Raw genomic sequence first — 22,211 nt, 5'->3', positions numbered from 1 at the left:
ACTGTCTATCCATCATGCTCATCGTCCAGAAATACGGCGGCACCTCCATGGGTTCCGTTGATCGCATTCAGAACGTCGCCCGGCGCGTAGCCAAATGGCATGCCGCAGGCCATCAGGTCGTTGTCGTGCCGTCGGCCATGTCGGGGGAAACCAACCGTCTGCTGGGACTGGCGAAAGAAATTTCCCCCCAGCCTGACCTGCGCGAACTGGACATGCTGGCTGCGACCGGCGAACAGGCCAGCAGCGCCTTGCTGGCCATCGCCCTGATGCGCCAGGGGGTCGCGGCCCGCAGCTACGCCGGTTGGCAGGTGCCTGTGCGCACCGACAGTTCCTACACCAAGGCCCGCATCCAGTCGATCGACGATACCCGCGTGCGGGCCGATCTGGATTCCGGCCGGGTGGTCATCATCACCGGCTTCCAGGGCGTCGATGACGACGGCCAGATCACCACGCTGGGCCGAGGCGGTTCCGATACGTCCGCCGTGGCGGTGGCCGCCGCCATGAAGGCCGACGAATGTCTGATCTTCACGGATGTCGACGGCGTCTACACCACCGATCCGCGCGTGGTGCCGGAAGCCCGCCGCATGAATGTCATTTCCTTCGAGGAAATGCTGGAAATGGCGTCTCTGGGATCGAAAGTCCTGCAGATCCGTTCCGTGGAATTCGCCGGCAAATACCAGGTGCCCCTGCGCGTGCTGTCGTCCCTGACCGATCCCTTGATCCCGGTCGACGTGGAAATGCATTCGGGCACGCTCATTACTTTCGAGGAAGATCACAAAATGGAATCCGCCGTTGTCTCCGGCATCGCCTTCAGCCGCGACGAAGCCAAAGTCACCCTGCGCAACGTCCCCGATACCCCGGGCGTCGCTTATTCGATCCTGGGGCCGGTGGCGGCCGCCAATATCGACGTCGACATGATCCTGCAAAATATCTCGCAGCAGGGCATGACCGACTTTTCTTTCACGGTCAACCGCAATGACTTTGCGCGCACCCTGGATCTGCTGTCCAACCAGATCGGCCCGGCCGTCGGCGCGGGCGATGTGGTGTCAGACGACAAGGTCGCCAAGGTCTCCATCGTGGGCATCGGCATGCGCAGCCACGTGGGCGTAGCCAGCCTGATGTTCCGCACCCTGGCCGAAGAAGGCATCAATATCCAGATGATCAGCACCTCGGAAATCAAGACTTCCGTGCTGATCAACGACAAATATATGGAACTGGCCGTGCGCGCCTTGCACAAGGCCTTTGAACTGGATCAGGAACCGGCCAAGGCCGAAGCCTGATTCATGGCACAACTTGCCGTCGGCGCCAGGCGCAGGCGGCAAGGATGCGGAATCCGGGTTTTTCGGCCAGCCTGAATTCCTATGCTAGAATGCCGGTCTTGCGGGAGACGTGGCCGAGTGGTTGAAGGTACTCCCCTGCTAAGGGAGCATGCGGCTTATACCCGCATCGAGGGTTCGAATCCCTCCGTCTCCGCCAATCCGCAAGAGTCAAAGCCCTGTTCTGCAGGGCTTTTTCTTTTGGGCTGCCTTCAGAACCAGGGCATCATGTCGCCATGGTCGTACATCGGGTCCGGCCCTGGGTGGAATTTCGTCACCTGGCCGCCATCGGGGCCCATGAACACATACATCAGCGAATTCCAGACGTGGTCCTGCTTGTAGCGGTAGCTCCAGACGATCTGGCGCACGCTGGGCAGACCGGCTGAATCGACGATGGCCGGCGGACCGAACTCGCAGCGCACCTGATCCGCCGTCCAGACGCCTTGTTTCAGCACCTGGAAATGCTCGTCGGTCAGAACCGGCTGGATCGGCCCGACCCGGCCCTGATCATCCACTGTCGCGCCCCAGGCATATTGCCCGAACGGCTGCTGTGACCAGACGGCGCGCGCCTGTCCCTGCCGGTCGATACATTGCAGGGTCGGGGCGCCGAACTGCGCCGTCACCTGCGCCAGGGGCGTACCCGGCGGCGTACTGCCGATGCTGGCGCAACCGGCCAGCGTCAGGCTGGCGCCGGCCATCAGACCGATCAAGAAGGTTCGGGGCAGGGAGCGATGCAGCATGTTGGTCTCTTGCAGAGGGTGGAGGGCATAACGATCAGCATATCCCGAAAGCGCCGGACGCGAATACCCTACAATCAGCCGGAGTCCGTCGGCAGAGGGCCGGGGCGGGCAGCTTGGGGCGGGGGATTCTCCTGTCCTTGGACCAGGAGATCATCGTGGAATCGACCTTCATGCAGACCGTGCGTATGCGCACCGATGCGGCCATCGCCTCGGGCGATCTGCAACCCATCCAGGCGGAACAGGTGGTGCTGCAGGATCAGGGCCTGCCCTTTATCGTGCGCTGGGTAGCCGCATTGGCTGCCAAGGATGCGGCAGGCAAGCCGGCGTCCCAGGGTGCTGCCGCGACGACCCTGCCCGGCGGGCCGCGCGATCCCGATTTCAATCCCTTCCTGAGTCCTGATCCGGCCCTGCTGGTGGGCCCGGTAGGCGATCACCACGTCGCCATTCTGAATAAGTTTCCCGTCTGCCTGCACCATCTGGTCCTGGCGCGGCGTGAATTCGCAGAACAATGTTCACCATTGGAAGCCATCGATTTTCAGGCGCTGGCCACCGTGCTGTCGGCGCAAGGCGGCCTGGGGTTCTATAACGGCGGCGCTGCGGCCGGCGCCAGCCAGCGGCACAAACATGTGCAGTGGATTCCTGCGTCGGACCAGAACGCCTCGTTGCGGGCGTTGGGGGCGGGTATGCCGAGTGATTTTCCCGTGGGGAATCTCGCCCGCCATCCGGTGCTGCCGCTGACGCATTGTTTCGTGCGGGTGGATGCCGGGCAGGGGGTGGATATCCAGGCCAGCGCCGCCAGCATGCTGACGGCGTTCAGCCAGGCGTGCGTTGCACTGGACTTGCGGGCGGACGCCGCCGGTTTGTTGCCGCCGTGCAATATGCTGGTGGGCGATGGTTGGATGCTGGTGCTGCCGCGCAGCCAGGAACATTTTCAAGGCGTGTCCCTGAATGCTTTGTCTTTCGGCGGCACCATCTATGTGCGCGACCCGGCTCAGATCGATGCTATCCGTGCTGCCGGGCCATTGCAGGCGCTGGCGAGCGTGGCTTATTGACCGGGAAGGAAGGCTGTGAAATATTTGCTAACCTGAATTGACGATTTTTGATAGTTGTTAAGACTAGTCACAGGCACTGCCGATTTGTATAATGCAACATCATTTGTAATGCGTTTCATATAGAAACGCCCTCAAGACGTAGGTTTATGCTTCAAGAATACCGGCCAGAAGCCGGTAGCTCCGACCTGCGCTCAGGCTAGCTGGCCTGATTCAAAAGGCTGAACCCCTTCCATGAAGGTTCTTTCTATATTCGGGACGCGTCCCGAAGCCATTAAGATGGCGCCGTTGGTGCGCCAACTGGAACTTACCCCTACTGTTCATAGTCTAGTGTGCGTCACAGGTCAGCACAGGCAGATGCTTGATCAGGTGACTGCTCTGTTTGATCTGCGGGTAGATCATGACCTGGATGTCATGGTGCCTGATCAGACTCTGAATGGACTATTCGGACGGGCGGTGCATCGGCTAGATGCAGTGTTGGCGGCTGAGTCTCCAGATTTGGTGTTGGTTCATGGCGATACGACTACGGCGTGCGCGGCCTCGATAGCCAGTTTCCATCGCCGCATCCCGGTTGGGCACGTCGAGGCTGGTTTGCGGACCGGCGATCTGAGCCAGCCTTTCCCGGAAGAAATGAATCGGCGCGTCATCGACAGCATGAGCCAGTGGCTGTTCGCCCCCACGGCTCAATCCGCTGCCAATCTTGCCAGAGAGAGCCTCTCTGGTCGAGTCTATGTGACAGGCAATACAGTGATCGATGCGCTGGCCTGGACGTGCGATATCCTGGCTCCGGGCTCGCAGCATAGCTTGGTGCTGGAGAATAAATATCCCTGGCTGGAGCCTCAGAAACGTTTGATTCTGGTGACGGGCCATCGTCGGGAAAATTTCGGCAGCGGGTTCGATAATGTTTGCGCCGCTTTGGCTACTTTGGCTAAACGCGACGATGTGCAAATTGTCTACCCTGTACATCTCAACCCTAAGGTGCGTGAGATCGTCATGTCCCGGTTGAGTGGCTTGTCTTCCGTGCGTCTGATCGATCCGTTGGCTTACCTGGATTTCGTCTGGTTTATGCAACGGGCCGATATCATTTTGACTGACTCCGGTGGAGTTCAGGAAGAAGCTCCCTACCTGGGGAAACCCGTGCTGGTCATGCGGGAAGTCACGGAACGCCCGGAAGCGGTGCAGGCCGGTACGGTGGTGCTAGTGGGGACTGATCCCGACCGTATTTGCTACGAAGTCAGCCACCTGTTGGATGACGCTGAACATCACGCCGTTTTTTGTCGCCGTATCAATCCTTACGGCGATGGAAAAGCAAGTGTCCGCATCGTGTCCGCATTGCTTGGCGAGCCGGTCAGAGAGTTTTTGCCCGATCAACAGCGGGCTTAGCCAGCTTCGCTGGATGCTCAAAATTCAACTATTTTGCAATGGATGAAATCATGCATGTCTTTTCACGTGCCACAGCCGGGTGGCAGAACTATCTGCTGGCTGGTGTCATGGCGGTTTTTGCGGGCTTGACGCCAGGCGGAGCTCAGGCCAGCCCGGCCGGTGATGCGCTGGGATCCATTGGACAAAATACCTGGGTCTACCGGTCTCTCACCCTTAGGGATGCTGGCTTGGCAGATCCTGTGACGCTGAGCAGCAACAATGCGCGACAGGAATTTTTCTTTCCGGTTCCGCGCGGTGTTGCCTTGTCTGATGCGCAAATTCAGTTTCATGGCAGCTACCTGAAAGGCACGGCTCGTTTTGGCGGCTTGGCCATGCTGGTGAATGATCGGCCTGTGCGTGGGCATAGAATTCTTGATGGCGCCGGCCAATTGGATGATGTGCTGCCGGTCGCTGGCGGACGGCATGAAACCGGGTTTGTCCGGTTAGCGGTGGATTGGAGCTTCAATACGGATTTGCGTGTTTGTGAGATTGATCAGTCCAGAACCAATGCGCTGACTGTCGATCCAGACACCACGTTGCGTTACCGTTACGATCTCGGTAACCCGCCCTCATTGGAATCCGCCTGGGGCAGCCTGCCGCATGAGGTTGTGTTGACGGTTCCAGGCCGGTCTCTGGACGCTGAGGCGTTTGATAGCGCGTGGCGATTGGGAGTGGCCCTGGAGCGTAGCGGCCGTCGTGTGACGGTGCAGGAATTCCCTATGGTCGGGTCAACGATAGCGCTGGGCCCTGAGCTGGTGGTGCCGGTTGGCTTGTCCGGTATTCCTGCGTTTGATGCGTTGCGTGGGGTCAAATCCCTGACGGTGCGGGATGAAGCGCAGTTGGCTGCTTTGTTGGTACTGGATGCTCGGACGGTTGTCGGGGATGTGGTCCTGACGGATGCGGCCTTTGCAGAGAGAGTCCACACCATGGCAGCTGCCCTGAAAGCGCAGTTGCAGGCGGATCCGGATGCCTTGGCGCAGTACCAGAACTGGTTAAAGAACCGGGTCCAGCTACCGTTTGTCCAGCGCCAGGACGCTAATATTGCCGTTGCCTTGTTGGGCGCCCACCCTTTTGTCGCCGTCAAGTCCAACGCGGGGGTTCAGGCCGCCAGCTTGTTTGATGCCGCTTGGAAGGGGATGCTGAAAACAGCCAGTCTGAATACCATTCAGGCGCTTCCACCTATCGAGCAGGACAGGACTGCGATTGCTCTTGATTATCTCGGGGGGGATGCGGTTAGCTTGGATGTGCTGTCCAAGGGAGACTGGTTCGCTAATTTTCCGTTAGGCGCTGTGGTGGTCGATGGCCGTGTGCCGGAGCAACTCTTGATTGATGTGTCAGCCGCGCCAGGGGCATCGAGTACGCGACCAGTTGCGTCCGTATTCTGGAATGGCATTTTGTTGGCGGCAGAACGTCTGCGAGCCGATGGTCATCCCGAACGCCTAGTGGCACGGGTGCCTGGCTATGCGCTGGGAGTAACAAACTCGGTGCGTGTGTCCTTTCAGCGTCAACCTCTGTCTGTGGATTGCAATGAAGTGCCACAGGGATATCCGGTCTCTGTGCTGCCCAGCAGCTACGTCAATCTAGGTGTAGGTACGGATGCTGCCTCGTTCCTGGGGGTGCTGCCCAAGATGGCTGGCGCCGCTGATCTGATCATTCCCGCCTCGTATTTGCAGCATGCTGCTGACTCCTTGGAGCAGGTGGTGCGCCTGGGTAGCGCCAGCGCATTGTCTCCTTGGGGGACGCGCCTGGTTTTGGCCGAGGAGGGTAAGTCCGTGACGCCGGAACGTCCGTTCTTGTCGATGGAGGTTCCGATCACTGGTACAAAACCACGCATCGTGGTCGATCAGGATCATCTGCAGATCAACGGTAAACAAACCTCTTGGCTGGATGTTGTTGGTTTGGAAAACTTGAGCGCTGCTGAGGTGGCCAAGGGTGGTGATCACATCGGGATTCTCTGGCATGCGCTGGGCGCTCAGACCCATGCGTTCAAGCGTCCTTTTGTCCTGAATCGTGGTGATTTGGTCGTCATCGGCGATACGGGGCCTGTGGTGTGGATCGACAGTGAAAACCCGTCGGCGAGTTTGCCTCCTGGTGCGGAAGGCAGCCCGTTCTTCGAGTGGCGTAATTATCTGTCATGGGGAATTCCGGTTGGTGCGTTCGTTCTGTTCCTGATTCTGTTGACCATGCTGATGGCGCGCAGGGCTAGTCGCAAGCGTCGTTCGGAATAATGCAGGAAGACATAGGCTAACCATGGCATCGCTTTATTGGCCCTACTTTGTTGCCGATTATTATCGTGGTATTGAAATTGCCACTGCGATTGTCGGGATCGCCATACTGTTGTCGGGGCTGGATGATTTATTTATCGACGCCTGGTATTGGCTGCGCCGGGTTTATCGCTATTTCACCGTCAAGCGGAAATACGCTCCGCTGACGGCTGAGCAGGTGCGCAGCCGCCCGGAGCAGCCGCTGGCCATTATGGTGCCGGCTTGGCAGGAATATGACGTGATTGCGGCCATGTTGGAGAACATGGTATCTACCTTGGAATACAAGGAATATCGTATTTTTGTTGGGACATATCGCAACGACTCTAAAACCATCCGCGAGGTTGAGCGGATGCGGGTGCGGTATCGTCACCTCTCGCGAGTGGAGGTCCCCCATGATGGGCCGACCTGTAAGGCGGATTGCCTGAATTGGGTAGTCCAAGCCATATTCGCTGATGAGAAAAAGACTGGCAACGCCTATGCCGGCATTATTCTGCATGACAGCGAGGACGTGCTGCATCCGTTGGAACTCAAGTTCTACAACTATCTGCTGCCGCGAATGGATTTCATTCAATTGCCGGTCACCTCTTTGGAGCGCAATTGGTATGAGATGGTCGCCGGCACCTACATGGATGAATTTGCGGAGTCTCATGCCAAGGATCTGGTAGTACGGGAAAGCATGGTGAGCGAGGTCCCGTCGGCCGGAGTGGGCACTTGTTTTTCGCACCGAGCAATGGCTGAGTTGGCGGTGCAGACCAATAACCAGCCATTCAATTCGGATACTTTGACCGAAGATTATGACATCGGCGCGCGCTTGGGCCGTATGGATATGAAGCAGATTTTTGCTTTGTTCCCAGTGGATTATGTCGTACGGCGCAGTTCCATCTTTCGGCCCAGCCAGGATAGAGTCAAGGCGCTGTCTATGCCCTTAGGCGTGCGGGAATATTTCCCTAATACGTTTCGCACTGCCTACCGCCAAAAGGCGCGCTGGTTGCTGGGAATCGGATTTCAGGGTTGGGAGCAAGTGGGTTGGAAAGGCAGTTTATTGGTCAAGTATTTGCTGTACCGGGATCGCAAGGCGTTGTTTACCTCGTTCGTGACCATGCTCGCCTATGTGTTGTTCGCCCATTTCATCATTTTTTATCTATTGCTTTTCTTTGATATCTGGACGGTCTACTACCCATCCATATTTTCGGCGCATGGCTGGCTGGTGCCGTTGATGGTAGCCAATGCCGCAGTGTTGTTGCTGCGCATTGCTCAGCGCTGCTATTTCGTCAATGCTATTTATGGTTGGGAGCATGCTTTGCTGTCGGTGCCGCGACTGATCGTCGGCAATTTCGTCAATGCGATGGCGGCTGCTCGTGCGTGGCGGCTGTATATCGTGCATTTGATCACAGGCAAGCGCCTGGCCTGGGATAAGACCATGCATGACTTTCCATCCACTGACCAGTTGGTCGCCCAGCGTCAGTTGTTGGGCGATTTGTTGGTCTCCTGGCAGGCTATCGACAGCAAGAAGCTTGCTCATGCGTTGACGATTCAAGCTGAAGAAGGCCGTCGATTAGGCGAGATCCTAACCGAAAAAGGCTGGCTTGATCCTGATACCTTGCACGAGGCTGTAAGGTTTCAAGAGGCGGCGGTGACAGCATGAAATCGATCGCGTATGTATTGGCATCAATGACGTGGTTGATGCTGGTGGGAGCCGATGTATCGGCGCAAGCTGCGCCCGCTGTCGTAGAGCAGCCGTTACAGCCGGGTGGAGCATGGGTTCTGGCGGATCAGGCCTTTAAAGCGTATGACCGGAGGGATTTTCCGCTTGCAGCTGAGCTGGCGCAGCAGTCAATCCGCCTGCAGCCGAGCAATGCACAGATTTGGCTGCTTCGGGTGTACGCCTTGCAGAATATGGGCCAGATTCAAAAGGCCTCGGAGGTGGCGGATGATGCTTTATCCAGAGGGTACCGCACGCCTGGTTTGCTGGACGCTAAGAAAAACCTGAGTGCCGCACTGAGTCCGCGCAAGACGCCAGCGGGACAAAAAACGGTTGGTACCATGGCTTCGCTAGCCTATAGGGCGGGGGTTGCTGCATATAAAGCTTATGAGGCGGGGCAATATGAAGTAGCCGAAAGCAAGGCACGACAATCGCTTCGCTTGCAGCCTCGGGATCCCGGCATGCAGGGGTTGTTGGTCTATGCGTTGGAGCGCCAGCATAAGGTACGTGAGGCAGCCTCGGCGGCGGATATTGCCGTGCAACTGGCGCCTGAAGACCAGGCTCTGTTGGCATTGAGGGACCGGATGCACCGGCTGCTTGCGCCAGAGCCAGCGCGGCAGGCGTGGCGCGCATATCAGGATGGCAACTACTCGCTGGCGGCGCAGAAGGCGCGGGAAGCGGTTCGAGAAGCACCCGATATCCAAAGCTACTACTATCTGCTGGCAGGTTCTCTGTTGAAAGCAGGGCAGTTTCCTGAGGCCCTGGCCGTGGCGAATCAAGCTCTGGAGCAGGATAACGAGAATGCCATGTCACTGTCGTTACAGGGCTTTGCGCTGATGCGGTTGGGACGTGACGCCGAGGCTGGGGCGGCGCTGAACAAGGCAACCGCCGCTGATTGGCTTTCCGAGCAAGAGACCGCGACGGTCAAGAAGATCGCTGCCGATACCTTGCGCAGTCGCTCGGTGTCGAGCAAACAGGCAGGGCAGGTACCGGGTGTATTTTGCACCACCAGTGGTGATGACATTCTCTGCGGGCTGTTACCCGTGGGCTTCCTCTCGGCGGGTGGAGGGCCGGGCTATGCGGCGGCCTCACGTGCATATGCCGCGTTAGCCCAGCAGCGCTATCAGGAAGCTGCGCAAGCTGCGCACGAGGCGTCCCTGGCAGAGCCGGACAATATCGCCTATCGCTTGCTGGAGAGCAATGCGCTAAGCCTGGCCGGTGATCAGTCCCAGGCGCAAAGCATTTACCGATCCATTGCTACAGATCAGGTTCCGCCAAGCGATATGCTGGGCGCAGCTTATGGCGCCCTGCGGATTTCGGAGGCCGATCAAGCCAAGTATTGGTTCATGAAAGCCGTTGATGCTGAAGAGGCAGGTGATATCGAGTTGGAGCCACAGCAAAAACTCAATGTCAGGCAGGCGGTGTCGGATCTTGATCGTACTTGGGGCGCCAACCTGGCTTTGGGGTACGGCACCGTGGGTGTCATGAACCCGGCTTTCGCTCCTTCGCTGAGTGACCGCAAGACGCTGCAATCATCAGAGGAAATATATTGGCGGCCGCCAGTAATCGGCAACCGTGATGGCAGCACGTTTGAGGTATATGCGCGGTTGAATCAGGCGCTCTACGACGGCACGGGCGGTGCGACCGGATGGTCCACGACCCAGGGTGCGGTGGGCGCACGCTGGAAGCCTTTCAAGCGGCAGAATTTCGTATTTGCCGTCGAGCGCCTGATTCCGGTGAGTGAGCATAGTCGATCTGATACCTTGCTTCGCGCGGCATGGTCTGCTGGTGAAGGCGGGAGTTTGCGAGCGGATAAGACAAACTGGCCCTATTGGTCCATCTATGCGGAAGGTGATTATTTCATTGAACAGCCGCAAACGATAGGGGTGGCAGAAGCCAGGTATGGGCGGGCCTATCGGGTGGATAGCGCCTCCAAGAACCTTATGGTGATCCCGTTTCTGGCTGTGAATGCTGGCTATGACGATTTATTGGCGGATCAGACGACGGTGGGGGCCGGGCCTGGCGTCCTGATCAGGAAATGGTTCAGAGAAGATAAATATCATGCTCCGCAGTCATTTGTGGATTTCACGGTGCAGTACCGGTTCAAGGTATTGGGCGGGGATAGATCAGAAGGAATATTTGCGGGACTCTATTTTGCATACTGAGGTAACCATGAAGAAATTGATTGCTTGTTTTATCGACGGGATGGGTGTGCGCCTGGCCGCTGCGTGCATAGCGCTGGTGCTGCCTGCAGCGTCCCCTGCCGCGCCGGTGGATGATATGGCCCAGCTATATGCCTTGCCGCCTGCCGGGTCGGTGTATGCGCGAGTCATCAATGCGACAGGCAATAATCTCAATGCAGCGCTCGCAGAGTACAAGGCCGTCGAGCTAACGGCTAGCGGCGACACCTTGGCGTCTGGATATTATTCGATCGATGGGACTGCGCCTTATACGGTGCAGATCAATGGCAAGACTGTTTCGGCTGATCCGCTGGCCTCAGGCGCCGGGTTTGTTTCCTTGCTTTTGCTGAACGGTAGCGCGGGCCTGTATATCCAGCCTGTCGAAGATAAAGCGGTAGCGGCTGACGGCCTGAAGGCGGAGCTTGCGGTGTACAACCTTGTACCTGCGTGTTCCGCCGCTAGTATTGCTTTAAACGGCGGGCAGCAGGTTTTTAGCGATGTGGTGTTTGGGGGTAGGAAAGCAAGGGCAATCAACCCGATCAAGGCCGGGTTGATTGGTGGTTGTGCTGAGAGTCACTCCCCTGTTTTTGATCTGCCCGAGTTAAAAGGCGGGGACCACTTTAGCTTGTTCTTGCTCGGTAACCCGACATCCCCGGTTCTGACAGGGGCGCTGAATAAATTGATGCCGATAGTTCGCTAAGCGGAACCCAACTCAACATCTACTACTAACAGGATGGATACGATGATTGTTCGTCGGTTCAGCAAGTGTTTTTTTCAGTTGGCCCTCTTGGCGGGATTTTTGCAGGTTCCTACGGTCTATGCCCAGGCTGTTATTACGGGCCAGGACGGATGGCTATTCTATGGTCATGACAATATGACAGAGGCGGGCCAGGCCCAGATCGGTCAATCCGTTGATTTGATGAAAGCCGCCTCTGATGCACTGCAGGCCAAGGGGATCGGTTTTGTGGTGTTGGTCGCGCCGATGAAGGCCCGATTTTATGAGGACAAGCTGCCTGCCGGGGTGAAGATGGCCCCAAGCGTCCAAGATCGCTATACGCGGATGATCGATGCGATGGGGCAAGCGGGACTGGTTGCGCCGAACCTCACGCCGATGCTGAAGCAGGTCCAGCAGGGAGAGCAAACCGCCTTTCTGCAGAAAGACTCGCATTGGACCGCGTGGAGCGCTGAGGCGGTTGCTGCCGAAACCGCGAAAATCATCCAGAGCAAATGGAAGCTGGAAGGTGTGGCTGGTTCTGGGCAGAAGCTTGGGGCATGGACCAAAGAGCGTCGTTTCTCTGATTTTGCACAGTTGATGACCGCCGATCAACGCAAGAAAGTGGGGCCCCAGATATACGTGGTGCGTACGGGCGGCGATCAGTCCAAGGGGCTGCTGGATACCCAAGAAGCGCCGGTTCATGTCGTCGGAAATAGTTTTGTTCAGCCTTACCTTGGGTTTACTCAGGCGCTGTCCGCTGATCTGGATCGTCCGGTGGGACTGACCTGGAAATATGGGAACTTTGGCCCGTGGTCGGTGTTCCTCGAATACCTTGAATCACCGGACTTCAAGCAGTCCCAGCCACAAGTGATCCTATGGCAGTTAAATGAAACACAGATGCTATATGGGCCAGATGCTGCGGGGCAATGGGATGCGAGCTCTCTGATGTCCGCAGCTACATGGCGTGACCGTATTAAAAATGCTTTAGTTAAATAATTCGACATGTCTGCCGCAGTGGATACCGTGGATAAAGACTGGCCGATCAAGCATTCCGGCCACAGGCTTTCTTCCCTATGCTTTTTGATCTTGATTGTGCTTGCTTTCGCATATGGCATGTATCAGGTTTTTTCCGACAATCTGGCAAAAGGCGGTATCGGCGCCTGGCTTGACGGAACAGCAGAGAAACAGCTTGATGACAAGCTGGTGTTGCCGGGTTATGGGCAGTTCCAAACGCTGGATGCTGCGTGGCGTTACCGGGTCCTGGGGCATTTGGGATCGCAAGTCCAGCAAGGATGTCCAGGCTGGCTTTTCTACACTGATGGGTTGAAGTCTCCGTTGGCGAATCCGGAGTCTGTGCTGGAGCAGCGTGTCCGGCTGATGAAATCGCTGGCGGCGCGTTTGGAATCCACTAGGGTGCGCCTTTTGGTGGTTACGGTGCCGGATAAATCCAGGGTTCTGAATGACCGCTTGTGTGGACTGCATCGATCAGTCGGGACACAGAATATTCTGCCCCGTTGGCATCGGGCAGTAGAGGCGCAGGGCATACCCTATGTTTCCTTGCTTGAGTCATTGGCAACTGTGTCGGATCCCTATTACAGAACGGATGTGCATATGACGCAGCAGGGCGCTGCTCAGGCTGCACAGGCGGTAGCGGCCTACGTCAAATCTCTGGTCGGAGATTCTGGTGAGACGGATTACGAAATATCCAGAGCGTCAAGGCCAGAGCAGAGAATAGGCGATCTGCTTTCGCTGGCAGGCTTGGCTGACGCCCCTGAAGGTTGGCGTCCCGTGCCTGATGTGTATACCCCGGAAATTTTTGCCTTGGCCTCTTCCGGCGGCCTGCTGGCAGACGATCCCCCGTTGAAGATTCTCTTGGCTGGCAGTTCTAACTCACGGCGTAGCAATTTTGCGGAACAACTGAGTCATGATTTAAAACAGCCGGTCTGGAATGTAAGCCGTGATGGCGGAAAGTTTGCGGATACGTTGTCGGCAACTTTGCGGGATAGAGACAGTTGGCCAGAGAGTCTGGAGCTGGTTATTTGGGAGATGTCAGAGATGTCGCTATATACTCCTTTGACCGAAGAAGAGAAAGCGGCACTGGATGCTTTGTGATTCTTGGACCTTGTACGATAAATCGAGTCGATAATGTTGAAATTTGATTGGTTGCCTAAATCGAATGATTGGGGACTGAGATTAAATGCTGCGTTTAAAGGCGCCGCCCCGGCTTGGCCCGAGTTAGTTCGCTTGGCTGACGAGGATCTTGATTTTGTTCAGATTGCGCGATTTGACAAGAGGCTGTCTGCAGTATTAGCTGAGCGGGTTCCTGAGGGTTATGTCCAGCCAGCCACAAAGATTGCTCTGTTGGGTAGCTCTACCCTTGAACATCTGGTTCCAGGGTTGCGGGTCGGAGCGATCCGTCAGGGGTTTTGGCCACGGTTTTATGTCCCTGATTATGGGCAATATATCCAGGAAATGCTGGATGAAAAATCGGATTTGAATCGGTTCCAACCCGATGTGATCGTTTGCGCATTGGATCATTTTCACCTGTTGGGGGACGACATTTCCAGCCTGTCCGTGGAGGCAGCTGAAGGTCGTCTGCAGGAAGCCTTGAAGACCTTGGTGATGCTCTGGACGCGAGCCCATGAGCGATTCGGTGCGCAGGTTATTCAGCAGACTCTGCTGCCTGCTCAGGCGCCATTGATGGGTCATAACGAACATCTGATGGGAAATTCCGGCCTGTGGTTGACTCACCGGTTGAACAGTTTGATCCGGAAAACCGCGCATGAGCGGGGTGTGGATGTACTTTCACTGGATATGCTGTCTGCCTGCGATGGTCTGGATGCTTGGCATGATGTGCGTCTATGGCATCGGGCAAAGCAATACATCAGCCCTGCCGCTGGTCCGTATTATGGCGAGCAGGTGGCCCGTTTGATCCGTGCCCGGCGCGGTGGTAGCGCTAAATGCCTGGTGTTGGATCTGGATAACACCTTGTGGGGGGGCGTGATCGGGGACGATGGCCTGGCTGGCATTGTTCTGGGTCAGGGTTCTGCCGAGGGCGAGGCATTTCTGGCGTTTCAGCGGTATGTTCGTGCACTTTCCCGTCGAGGCGTCATCTTGGCGGTTTGTTCCAAGAATGACGTGAAAAATGCCAAGCAACCGTTTTCCTCTCATCCCGATATGTTGTTGAAGTTAGAGGATATCGCCTGTTTTGTGGCTAATTGGCAGGATAAGGCCAGCAATCTGCGATATATCGCCAAGACACTGAATATCGGTATTGATTCTCTGGTTTTTACCGATGACAATCCGTTTGAGAGGAATCTGATCCGACAGGAACTGCCAATGGTTCGGGTTCCTGAGCTTCCTGATGATCCGTCGTTTTATGTGCATACGTTGGCTCGATCTGGTTATTTTGAAAGTGTGTCGTTAACGTCAGAAGATCTGCAGCGATCAGTGCAATATCAAGCAAACCTGCAGCGTGCGGCATTGCTAGAAGAGCAGACCGATCTGGGCGCTTATCTGAATAGTCTGGGCATGGTGCTGGAATGGAGCCGGTTCAACGATACGAACCTTCCAAGAATTGTTCAATTGATCAATAAGTCCAATCAATTCAATCTGACGACCCGCCGCTATACGGAAGAGGATGTGAGTTTGATGATGCAGGCTGATCAGGGGGTTTTCATCAGCTTGCGTCTGACTGACCGCTTTGGTGATAACGGGATTATTGCAGTGGTGATGGCGCTTGCAGATCACTCCCATCCTCAGCTGTCAGCGGCATTGCGCATTGATACCTGGCTGATGAGCTGTCGGGTGTTGGGCCGTCAGGTGGAGCAGGCGACGCTTCAGGTTTTGGTCGGTTTGGCGAAAAACGCTGGTGTTGAGCATCTAATAGGCGAATACCTGCCTACTGCAAAGAACGGTATGGTATCAGATCACTACCAAGAACTTGGATTTGAGCGTCTATCCGAGGCCACCGATGGGACTACCCAGTGGAGCCTTGCTTTGAACGCATTTAACTATGGCCAAGTGCCCATGACCATTAAGGAGTCGGTATGAATAATGAAGAGATTCTCGCAGCATTGAATGAAATTTTTCGTGATGTGTTGGATGATGAAGAGATCGTGATCACCGAAAACTCTAGTGCTGCAGACTATGATGCATGGGATTCATTGGCCAATGTCAATCTGATCGTTGCCTCAGAGATGCGTTTTGGCGTGCGTTTCCGCACATCAGAGGTGGAGAGTCTGCGGAATGTCGGAGAGCTGATGGCGCTGATTCAGAAGCAATTGCTGGCTAAAGGCTAAGGGTATCGCCAGGGTGGCGCCGCAGGGATTCTGACATGCTTTTTAATTCGCTTCCATTTTTGTTGTTATTCCTGCCCGTTTCCTTAGGAGGATATTATCTGGCCGGATACTTTCGGCCGCATTGGGCAGCAGCCTGGCTTTGCCTTGTGTCATTGATTTTTTATGGTTGGTGGAATCCAGCCTTTGTTTTGCTGCTCATGTTGTCTATTCTGTTTAATTATGGGATGGGGCGGCTGATATTAGCGACGGAAGATATCCCCCGCAGGCAACTGCTCATATTGACAGCCGGCGTTGTTCTCAATCTTGGGGTGTTGTTTTATTACAAGTACATGATGGCGATGCTGTCTGTCTTGTCTGGCTATGGCTTGGTGTCAGGTACGACCAATAGCATCATTCTGCCTCTGGGGATTTCATTTTTTACCTTCACTCAGCTTGGCTTCCTTTTGGATTGTCGAGCAGGAGCGGTTCGGGAAAAAGGCTTTGTGAGTTATGTGCTGTTTGTCACTTTTTTTCCTCATCTGATTGCTGGTCCAATCTTGCATCATAAGGAAATGATGCCGCAATTTGCGGATTCTGGCATCTACAGGTTCAAGTCCGAGAATATCTCTATTGGTATGACACTGTTTGTCATCGGTTTGGCAAAGAAGGTCCTGATAGCGGATAACATTGCGCCTTGGGCGGAAGCAGGATTTGATGCGCCGGTAGGCCTGCAGTTCTTAGCGGCATGGGGAGTCGCACTAGCTTATGCCTTACAGTTATATTTCGATTTTTCGGGCTATTCAGATATGGCAATGGGGTTGGGTAAGATGTTTGGTATCCGGTTCCCACTGAATTTCAACTCACCTTATAAATCTACCGGCATTATTGAATTTTGGACCAGATTTCATATGACGCTAACTCGTTACCTGACTGCGTACATCTATAATCCTGTAGCCATGTTCGTGACTAGAGCCCGAGCACGCAAAGGATTGGCAGTTGGGAAGAAGGCGATCAGAACGCCCAGGGGGTTTTCTGAGATGGTGCTGTTCCCAACCTTGTTCACTATGGGGTTGGCCGGCGTTTGGCATGGCGCTGGGTTTCAGTTCCTTATTTTTGGCTTGTTACATGGGTTTTACCTATGTGTTAACCATGCGTGGCGTCAATTTGGCCCCAAGAGAACCTCTCCAGCGACTGGTTGGTCGCGTGCAGTCTATATAGGGCTTACCTTTTTGTGTGCGGTAGTGGCGTTATTGTTCTTTCGTGCCAACAGCACAGCAGACGCCTGGGCTTTGATTCTGGGTATGGCAGGTTTCAATGGTGTGGAGCCCTGGGGGCCGCTTGTTTATCCGGTGCAACTCCTGCTGGACCCTGCCACGGATTGGGCAGGCTGGGATTTGATGCGGTTGGTGCTGGAACGCTGGGCGCAAGGTTTGATGATCATTGCGTTGCTGGCAATCATCTGGTTTGCTCCTAATTCCGTTCAGATATTGGGTTCTTATTCTCCGGCTTTGGAAGGCGAGATTCCTGGCGCTGCGCGTGGCCTGCGCTGGCAGCCCTCGGTGACATGGTTGGCGCTGACGCTCATGGTTTTGATCTATGCAGCGTTCAATGTGCACAAGACTGCTCGATTCCTGTACTTCCAGTTTTAATGTTTGGATGACTATGACAGATAATCTTTCTGGCGCGTCTCTGCAAGAATTGGGATGCTCTTTCCACCATATTGGCATTGCATGCAAAGACCTCGACCGGGAGCAGCGGGTTTGGGAGCAGCTTGGTTATGTTCAGGAGTCTCCTGCATTTGAAGATCTCATTCAGCAGGTGAAAGGACGATTTTTGGTCGGCCTCGGGCCTCGCCTGGAGCTTCTCGCCCCCTTGGCGGTTGGGTCTCCTGTGGATGGGGTGTTAAAGCGCCGCACCAAGATGTACCACCAGGCATTCACCGCGCCAGAATTTGATTCGGTTTTGGCTGCCCTGGAAGGAATTGGAGCCCGTCGGACTGCTGATCCTGCTCCTGCCGTAGCGTTTGGAGGGCGCCGGATCGTATTTTTATTCCTGCCCAATGGAAATCTTATCGAGATTGTTGAATCGCCGCTAGAGGAAAACTAATACCCGAGACTATCCCATTGGCTGCGTAGATGTTCGGCAGTTTCTGTTTCATTGGTCAGCCAGGGGTAGGCGGCAAAGGCGATGGCATGCCGGGCTCCGGAGGCCTCGAACCGGCGTAGTTGGTGTTTGATTCTGTCCGGGGAGGCTGATACCGCTGTGAAGTCTTGTAGATCTTTGCTGATGGGCTGTTGCTGCTGGAACAGTTCTATGATCAGATCGAATGTTATCTTCTGTGATTGAAAATACCGCTGTAGCTGGTCCAGCTCTTCTGTTTGCTGCTGTCCGTAGACACCTGCACCGTCCTGGAGCAAGGGGCGTACTTGGGCACCATATTGGATGATGCCGCTCCATAGGGAGGCCATCGTCTGCTGGGTCTGCAACTGGCTGCAGTAGGTTGATATGGACGGCATCGCATTGCTATACCGGGATATTGTGGCTGCCAGGGTCTTCAACCAATCCGCCAAGAGCAGCGCTTTCTGCTTGTGGCTCCAGTTGTACTGTTCTAGCTCATAGGGGATATACCAACCTTTGACGGCTGAATGGTTGGCCCATGATGAATGCTGAATCAATGCATCTGCTGCTTCTACTGTCTGGTCGAAAAACCGGCTGATCTCCGATAGGCTATCGCTGCCAAGTACATCGTTCCAGCGATTATCGTAGGGTAGACCGATGACCAAACTCATGCCCTGGCTGTTGGCGATGTTCAGCAAGTTCTTTATTGTTTGATCTGATAGCATCCAGTTGTCCGTGCCGTGGGTATGTCCTAGCCATTGGATATAGATTTGCCTGAAACCCAGCTGCTGTATATCGGCAAACAACTTGGACCAGTCTTGTTCTGACATATCAGCATGTTGCTTCCAGGGTTGAAAGAAAGTCGCTGCCCACTGTGTTTTTTTTGTGCATCCGCTGAGGATCCCGCTGCCCGCAAGCAGTGCGGCAATCATCAGGCTCCGGCGCGACAGTCGTACTGGCAGGAAATTGCTGCCTGGCGGCTGCGTATTATGTACGGTGGCGGTGGAGAGAGGGGATGGGTGAGGTGGCTGGTACATGGGGTGTTTGTGTGATTTGATGGGCAAAATGCGGGTCGAGGGCTTTTCGCCGTGATGCCGTAAAAAGGGAATGTCATGTCTTTGCTGAGGCAATTGCTGTTGAGTGTAACGCTGGTGATCCTGGTGATTCTGGTGGGGGCGACGGTGTTCAGCATCGGCTCGGCCCGTCAGTATCTGGACGCTCAGCTGCAGGCGCAAAGCGATTCCGCGGCGACGTCGCTGGCGCTGACCTTGTCGCAGCCGTCCAATCAGGACCCTGCCGTGCGGGAATTGCTGATTTCTGTGCTGTTCGACAATGGTCAGTTTCAAGTGGTGGAATTCCTCGATTCGACTGGGCGGATACTGATCCGTAGGGAAATCAGCGATGGCCAGGGCGCGCAGGTCCAGGCGCCGGGGTGGTTCAGCTATCTATTGCCGCTGCAGCGCCACGAGGCCCAGCGTCAGGTCATGAATGGCTGGTCGCAGTTGGGCGTGGTGCGCCTGCAGGCCAATGACGTTTACGCGCGTGAGGTGCTGTGGACCAGCACGGAGCGTATCGTGACCCTGACCCTGGGGGCCGGGATTTTATGGGGGGGGTTCGTCAGCCTGCTGATGCGCTGGCTGCGTCGGTCTCTGCGTGACGATGTGGTTGCCTGGGTGCATGCATTGGCGGATTCGGGCGGTCAGGCGGATCTGCCCCCGGCACGCCATCCCGCGATAGCCGAACTGCGAGATGTTTCGCAGGCCATCGTGCGCACGCATGCGCAGGTCAGGGCGACGGTCAGCGAACGGGAAGCCCGGATCGAAGCCTTGCAGCTGGAATTGAATCAGGACACGGTCACTGGCCTGGCCAATCGAAAATATTTCATGAATGAATTGCGGCGCGTGCTGGAACTGTCCGCTTGCCAAGAGGGTAGCGGCGGCCATGTGATGCTATTCCGGCAATGCGATTTGCGGGCGGTGAACCAGTCCCTGAACCGTGCAGTGGTGGACCAATGGCTGCGCAACGTCGGCCAGCTGGTGCTGGAATTGTTGCGTGCGCGAGTCGGACCGCAGGTCTGGGTGGCGCGGCTGAATGGCTCGGATTTTGCCTTCGTGCTGCCGATGATGCCGGGGCCCGTGGCCGTGCGGGTGGCCAAGGCGGTTGCGGATGTGCTGCAGGCCCAGCGCATCCAGCTGGGGCAGGCGGGGCTGTGCCGCTGGCGCAGGGCGCTGACGGACTACGAGTCAGGAGAAGACATCATTGATGTGATGGTGCGCCTGGACGAAGCCTTGATGCGGGCGGAAAGTGCTGGCAGCAACGAGGTCGAATATCTACCCACTCAGGATGTGCGCCGGGACGCTGCGGGCCGGATGGGAGGCGAGCAGGTCTGGTGCGGTCTGCTGCGCAACGCGTTGGACGAAGGCTGGTTTTCCCTGTCGATGCAGCGAGATGGATCTGCCGTGGTGGGCGCAGATTGCATGATGGGTACGCTGATGCTGCAGGAACCCGGTACGTCGGAACCCTTATCCGGCTATCTGTTCATGCCCCCCGCCGTGCGCCTGGGCTTGTCGGGAGCCTGCGATATCCAGGCGGTCAGCCTGGGCTTGAATTGGCTGTCAACACATCCCGGCAATCTGACCCTGCGCATGTCGCTGGCATCGATTCTGCAGGATGATTTTCGTGCGGAAATCGCCGCCCGCCTGACAGGGCGACCGGATCAAAGCGCCTGCCTGCTGATCGAGCTGGATTCCTATGGCCTGGTGTCGTATCGGGCGCAGCTCATCAAATTTGCGGACATGCTGCGCGAACATGGTGTGCGGCTGGGCCTGCGGCGGTTTGCCGAGCAGCCTGATGCATTGCTGTATCTGCACGAGCTCAAGCCCGATTACGTGCGGGTGTCCGGCGCCCTGATGGCGGTGCAGACGGACAGCCCCGGTGCGCGGCGGTTACTGACAGCGGTGCGGGAAACCGCCCGGGAAATCGGCGCCAAGGTCGATCTGGACAGTGCGCTGGGCTATGGTTGATCACGATTGCTGCGAGGCGTGATTTATACTGGCGGACTTCGCCTGCCTGGCGACCGCCGTCTCCTTAGTTAAATGGATATAACTTTCCCCTCCTAAGGGAAGATTGCAGGTTCGATTCCTGCAGGAGACGCCAGAAATTCTGCTGCGGGCTGTCTCGTGATGTCGCTATCCGGCGAGATCCCTGTCATCCCCCAGCGCCACTTCCACCGGCTTGGCGCCTAGTGCGTCCGTCAGCACGCCGGCTGCCACACTGATCAGGTAGCCGCGCCGGCCGCCGTTCAGGTAGACGGTGTCGTAGTCCAGCAAGGTCTTTTCCACCCAGACCGGCATGCGCTTGCGCGTGGCGAATGGGGATGTGCCGCCCACCTGGTAGCCCGAATTGCGCTGGGCGTTGTCGGGCGTGCAAGGGCTGATTTTTTTGGCGCCCGTCTGTCGCGCCAGGTTTTTGGTAGAGACCTCGCAATCCCCGTGCATCAGCACCACCAGCGGGTGGCCTTGTTCGTCTTCCATGATCAGCGTCTTGGCGACCTGATGCAGCGGGACGCCCAGTTGCTGCGCCGCTTCGCGCGCGCCGCCATGATCGACGTAGTCGTAAGGGTGTTCGCCAAAGGCGATTTTTTGCTGCCGCAGCCAGTGCGTGGCGGGTGTCTCGGATGTGTGTTTTGTTTTACTCATATCAGGCAGGGCTGGACCGTATGAAATGGTTTTTGGCGGATGATGACCTGTACGTTTTTAGCCGCGTCGGGGTAAGCCTGGTGGCGAATATCCCAGAGCTCGACAGCATGTTGGATGTTGAGCCAGAATTCGGGCGTATTGCCTAGAGCGACGGCGAGCTTGATGGCCATGGGGGCTGTGAGCGCACCCTTGTCATGCACCAGACGGCTTAAGGTATTACGGTGTACGCCCATGGCGTTGGCTAGGGTGCCGAGCTCGATAGCCATGGGTTCTAGAAATTCGGTCGTCAGCATTTCACCAACCGTAAGAGGGCGACGTGTCGTGCTGCGCATCGTGTGATCCTTTTGCTGATCTTGCTTAGCTATCGTATTGATGAGGGTCCAAGTAGGTGCTGGAAGCTATGCCGTCCGCCCATTGAAAGATCAAGCGATATTGCTTGTTGACTCGAATGCTGCACCATCCTGATAGCCTGCCTGAAAGATGTTCAAAGCGATTTCCTGGAGGAACCCTGAGATCCACTTTTTGGGTTGCTGCGTCTAGTATCTGCAGTTTTCTGAATAGCGCGTCTTCGAGTGATCTTGGTATTTTTCGATAGCCTAGGTTTTCTTCGTAAAAAACTTCCAGCCAAGGGTCTCTGAACTTGATTGCCATAGGTTCCCCGATATCTTATGCACAATGATGTTGTGCGTCAATGACTGGGTCGATAAGCTGCCGCACAGGCAGCTTA

The 22,211-nt window shown here is 56.1% G+C and carries 19 protein-coding genes and 2 tRNA genes; 16 read left to right on the top strand and 5 right to left on the bottom strand.

Features of this window, described 5'->3' with window-relative positions; all coding sequences use genetic code 11:
- The first annotated feature begins 14 nt into the window (after positions 1-14).
- Positions 15-1,280, top strand: coding sequence for an aspartate kinase (locus tag VDP79_RS00765; protein ID WP_416233023.1), 1,266 nt, complete (start codon positions 15-17; stop codon positions 1,278-1,280).
- 103 nt (positions 1,281-1,383) lie between these two features.
- Positions 1,384-1,476, top strand: a tRNA-Ser gene (locus tag VDP79_RS00760).
- A 52-nt stretch (positions 1,477-1,528) separates the two neighbouring features.
- On the opposite strand, the gene VDP79_RS00755 is transcribed toward VDP79_RS00760, so the two are convergent.
- Positions 1,529-2,056, bottom strand: a complete 528-nt coding sequence (locus VDP79_RS00755) for a hypothetical protein (RefSeq protein ID WP_323016323.1) — start codon at positions 2,054-2,056, stop codon at positions 1,529-1,531.
- A gap of 155 nt (positions 2,057-2,211) precedes the next feature.
- Between VDP79_RS00755 and VDP79_RS00750 the strand changes: the two genes are divergently transcribed.
- The 12 genes from VDP79_RS00750 (at position 2,212) to VDP79_RS00695 (ending at position 17,774) form a co-directional block, all read left to right on the top strand.
- Positions 2,212-3,108, top strand: coding sequence for a phosphorylase (locus tag VDP79_RS00750; RefSeq protein WP_323016322.1), 897 nt, complete (start codon positions 2,212-2,214; stop codon positions 3,106-3,108).
- 231 nt (positions 3,109-3,339) lie between these two features.
- Positions 3,340-4,488, top strand: coding sequence for a non-hydrolyzing UDP-N-acetylglucosamine 2-epimerase (gene wecB, locus VDP79_RS00745; protein WP_323016321.1), 1,149 nt, complete (start codon positions 3,340-3,342; stop codon positions 4,486-4,488).
- Positions 4,489-4,526: 38 nt separating this feature from the next.
- Positions 4,527-6,755: a hypothetical protein gene (locus tag VDP79_RS00740; RefSeq protein ID WP_323016320.1), complete on the top strand. Its 2,229-nt coding sequence runs from the start codon at positions 4,527-4,529 to the stop codon at positions 6,753-6,755.
- A gap of 22 nt (positions 6,756-6,777) precedes the next feature.
- Positions 6,778-8,436 carry a glycosyl transferase family protein gene (locus VDP79_RS00735; protein ID WP_323016319.1) on the top strand — a complete coding sequence of 553 codons (1,659 nt, stop codon included), beginning with the start codon at positions 6,778-6,780 and terminating at the stop codon, positions 8,434-8,436.
- Positions 8,433-10,658 (top strand): bacteriophage N4 adsorption protein A, encoded by a 2,226-nt coding sequence (locus VDP79_RS00730; RefSeq protein ID WP_323016318.1) that lies wholly within the window; start codon positions 8,433-8,435, stop codon positions 10,656-10,658. Before VDP79_RS00735 ends, VDP79_RS00730 begins: the two co-directional genes overlap by 4 nt.
- Before the next feature lie 7 nt (positions 10,659-10,665).
- The gene (locus VDP79_RS00725) at positions 10,666-11,373 is read left to right on the top strand and encodes an alginate O-acetyltransferase AlgF (RefSeq protein WP_323016317.1); all 708 of its coding nucleotides are present in this window, start codon (positions 10,666-10,668) and stop codon (positions 11,371-11,373) included.
- A 42-nt stretch (positions 11,374-11,415) separates the two neighbouring features.
- Positions 11,416-12,384, top strand: a complete 969-nt coding sequence (locus VDP79_RS00720) for an alginate O-acetyltransferase AlgX-related protein (protein ID WP_323016316.1) — start codon at positions 11,416-11,418, stop codon at positions 12,382-12,384.
- Positions 12,385-12,390: 6 nt separating this feature from the next.
- Positions 12,391-13,500 (top strand): alginate O-acetyltransferase AlgX-related protein, encoded by a 1,110-nt coding sequence (locus VDP79_RS00715; protein WP_323016315.1) that lies wholly within the window; start codon positions 12,391-12,393, stop codon positions 13,498-13,500.
- Between the two features lie 33 nt (positions 13,501-13,533).
- Positions 13,534-15,441 carry an HAD-IIIC family phosphatase gene (locus VDP79_RS00710; protein WP_323016314.1) on the top strand — a complete coding sequence of 636 codons (1,908 nt, stop codon included), beginning with the start codon at positions 13,534-13,536 and terminating at the stop codon, positions 15,439-15,441.
- Positions 15,438-15,689, top strand: coding sequence for an acyl carrier protein (locus tag VDP79_RS00705; RefSeq protein ID WP_323016313.1), 252 nt, complete (start codon positions 15,438-15,440; stop codon positions 15,687-15,689). The genes VDP79_RS00710 and VDP79_RS00705 overlap by 4 nt, the downstream gene beginning before the upstream one ends.
- A 35-nt stretch (positions 15,690-15,724) precedes the next feature.
- Complete coding sequence (locus VDP79_RS00700; RefSeq protein ID WP_323016312.1) at positions 15,725-17,317, top strand: MBOAT family O-acyltransferase; 1,593 nt, start codon at positions 15,725-15,727, stop codon at positions 17,315-17,317.
- 13 nt (positions 17,318-17,330) lie between these two features.
- Positions 17,331-17,774, top strand: coding sequence for a VOC family protein (locus VDP79_RS00695; protein WP_323016311.1), 444 nt, complete (start codon positions 17,331-17,333; stop codon positions 17,772-17,774).
- Here VDP79_RS00695 and VDP79_RS00690 read toward each other — a convergent pair.
- On the bottom strand, positions 17,771-18,718 hold the full coding sequence (locus tag VDP79_RS00690) for a DUF4434 domain-containing protein (protein ID WP_323016310.1): 948 nt from the start codon (positions 18,716-18,718) through the stop codon (positions 17,771-17,773). The genes VDP79_RS00695 and VDP79_RS00690 overlap by 4 nt on opposite strands.
- Before the next feature lie 180 nt (positions 18,719-18,898).
- Between VDP79_RS00690 and VDP79_RS00685 the strand changes: the two genes are divergently transcribed.
- Together VDP79_RS00685 and VDP79_RS00680 are read left to right on the top strand one after the other, a co-directional pair.
- Positions 18,899-20,809 (top strand): LapD/MoxY N-terminal periplasmic domain-containing protein, encoded by a 1,911-nt coding sequence (locus tag VDP79_RS00685; RefSeq protein WP_323016309.1) that lies wholly within the window; start codon positions 18,899-18,901, stop codon positions 20,807-20,809.
- A gap of 58 nt (positions 20,810-20,867) precedes the next feature.
- A tRNA-Arg gene (locus VDP79_RS00680) sits at positions 20,868-20,942 on the top strand.
- Positions 20,943-20,974: 32 nt separating this feature from the next.
- Here VDP79_RS00680 and VDP79_RS00675 read toward each other — a convergent pair.
- From VDP79_RS00675 to VDP79_RS00665, 3 genes are read right to left on the bottom strand one after another with little or no spacing between them, the layout of a single operon-like run.
- The gene (locus VDP79_RS00675; RefSeq protein ID WP_323016308.1) at positions 20,975-21,484 is read right to left on the bottom strand and encodes an aminoacyl-tRNA deacylase; all 510 of its coding nucleotides are present in this window, start codon (positions 21,482-21,484) and stop codon (positions 20,975-20,977) included.
- Positions 21,481-21,816, bottom strand: a complete 336-nt coding sequence (locus tag VDP79_RS00670; RefSeq protein WP_323016307.1) for a HigA family addiction module antitoxin — start codon at positions 21,814-21,816, stop codon at positions 21,481-21,483. Before VDP79_RS00670 ends, VDP79_RS00675 begins: the two co-directional genes overlap by 4 nt.
- A gap of 25 nt (positions 21,817-21,841) precedes the next feature.
- Entirely contained in the window at positions 21,842-22,135 is a 294-nt protein-coding gene (locus VDP79_RS00665; RefSeq protein WP_323016306.1) for a type II toxin-antitoxin system RelE/ParE family toxin, read from the bottom strand.
- Positions 22,136-22,211 lie beyond the last annotated feature (76 nt).

Source organism: Castellaniella sp. (genome assembly GCF_034675905.1).
Lineage (GTDB): Bacteria > Pseudomonadota > Gammaproteobacteria > Burkholderiales > Burkholderiaceae_B > Castellaniella.
The sequence above is the reverse complement of the archived record's forward strand: the minus strand, read 5'-3'. Positions and strand labels throughout refer to the sequence as shown.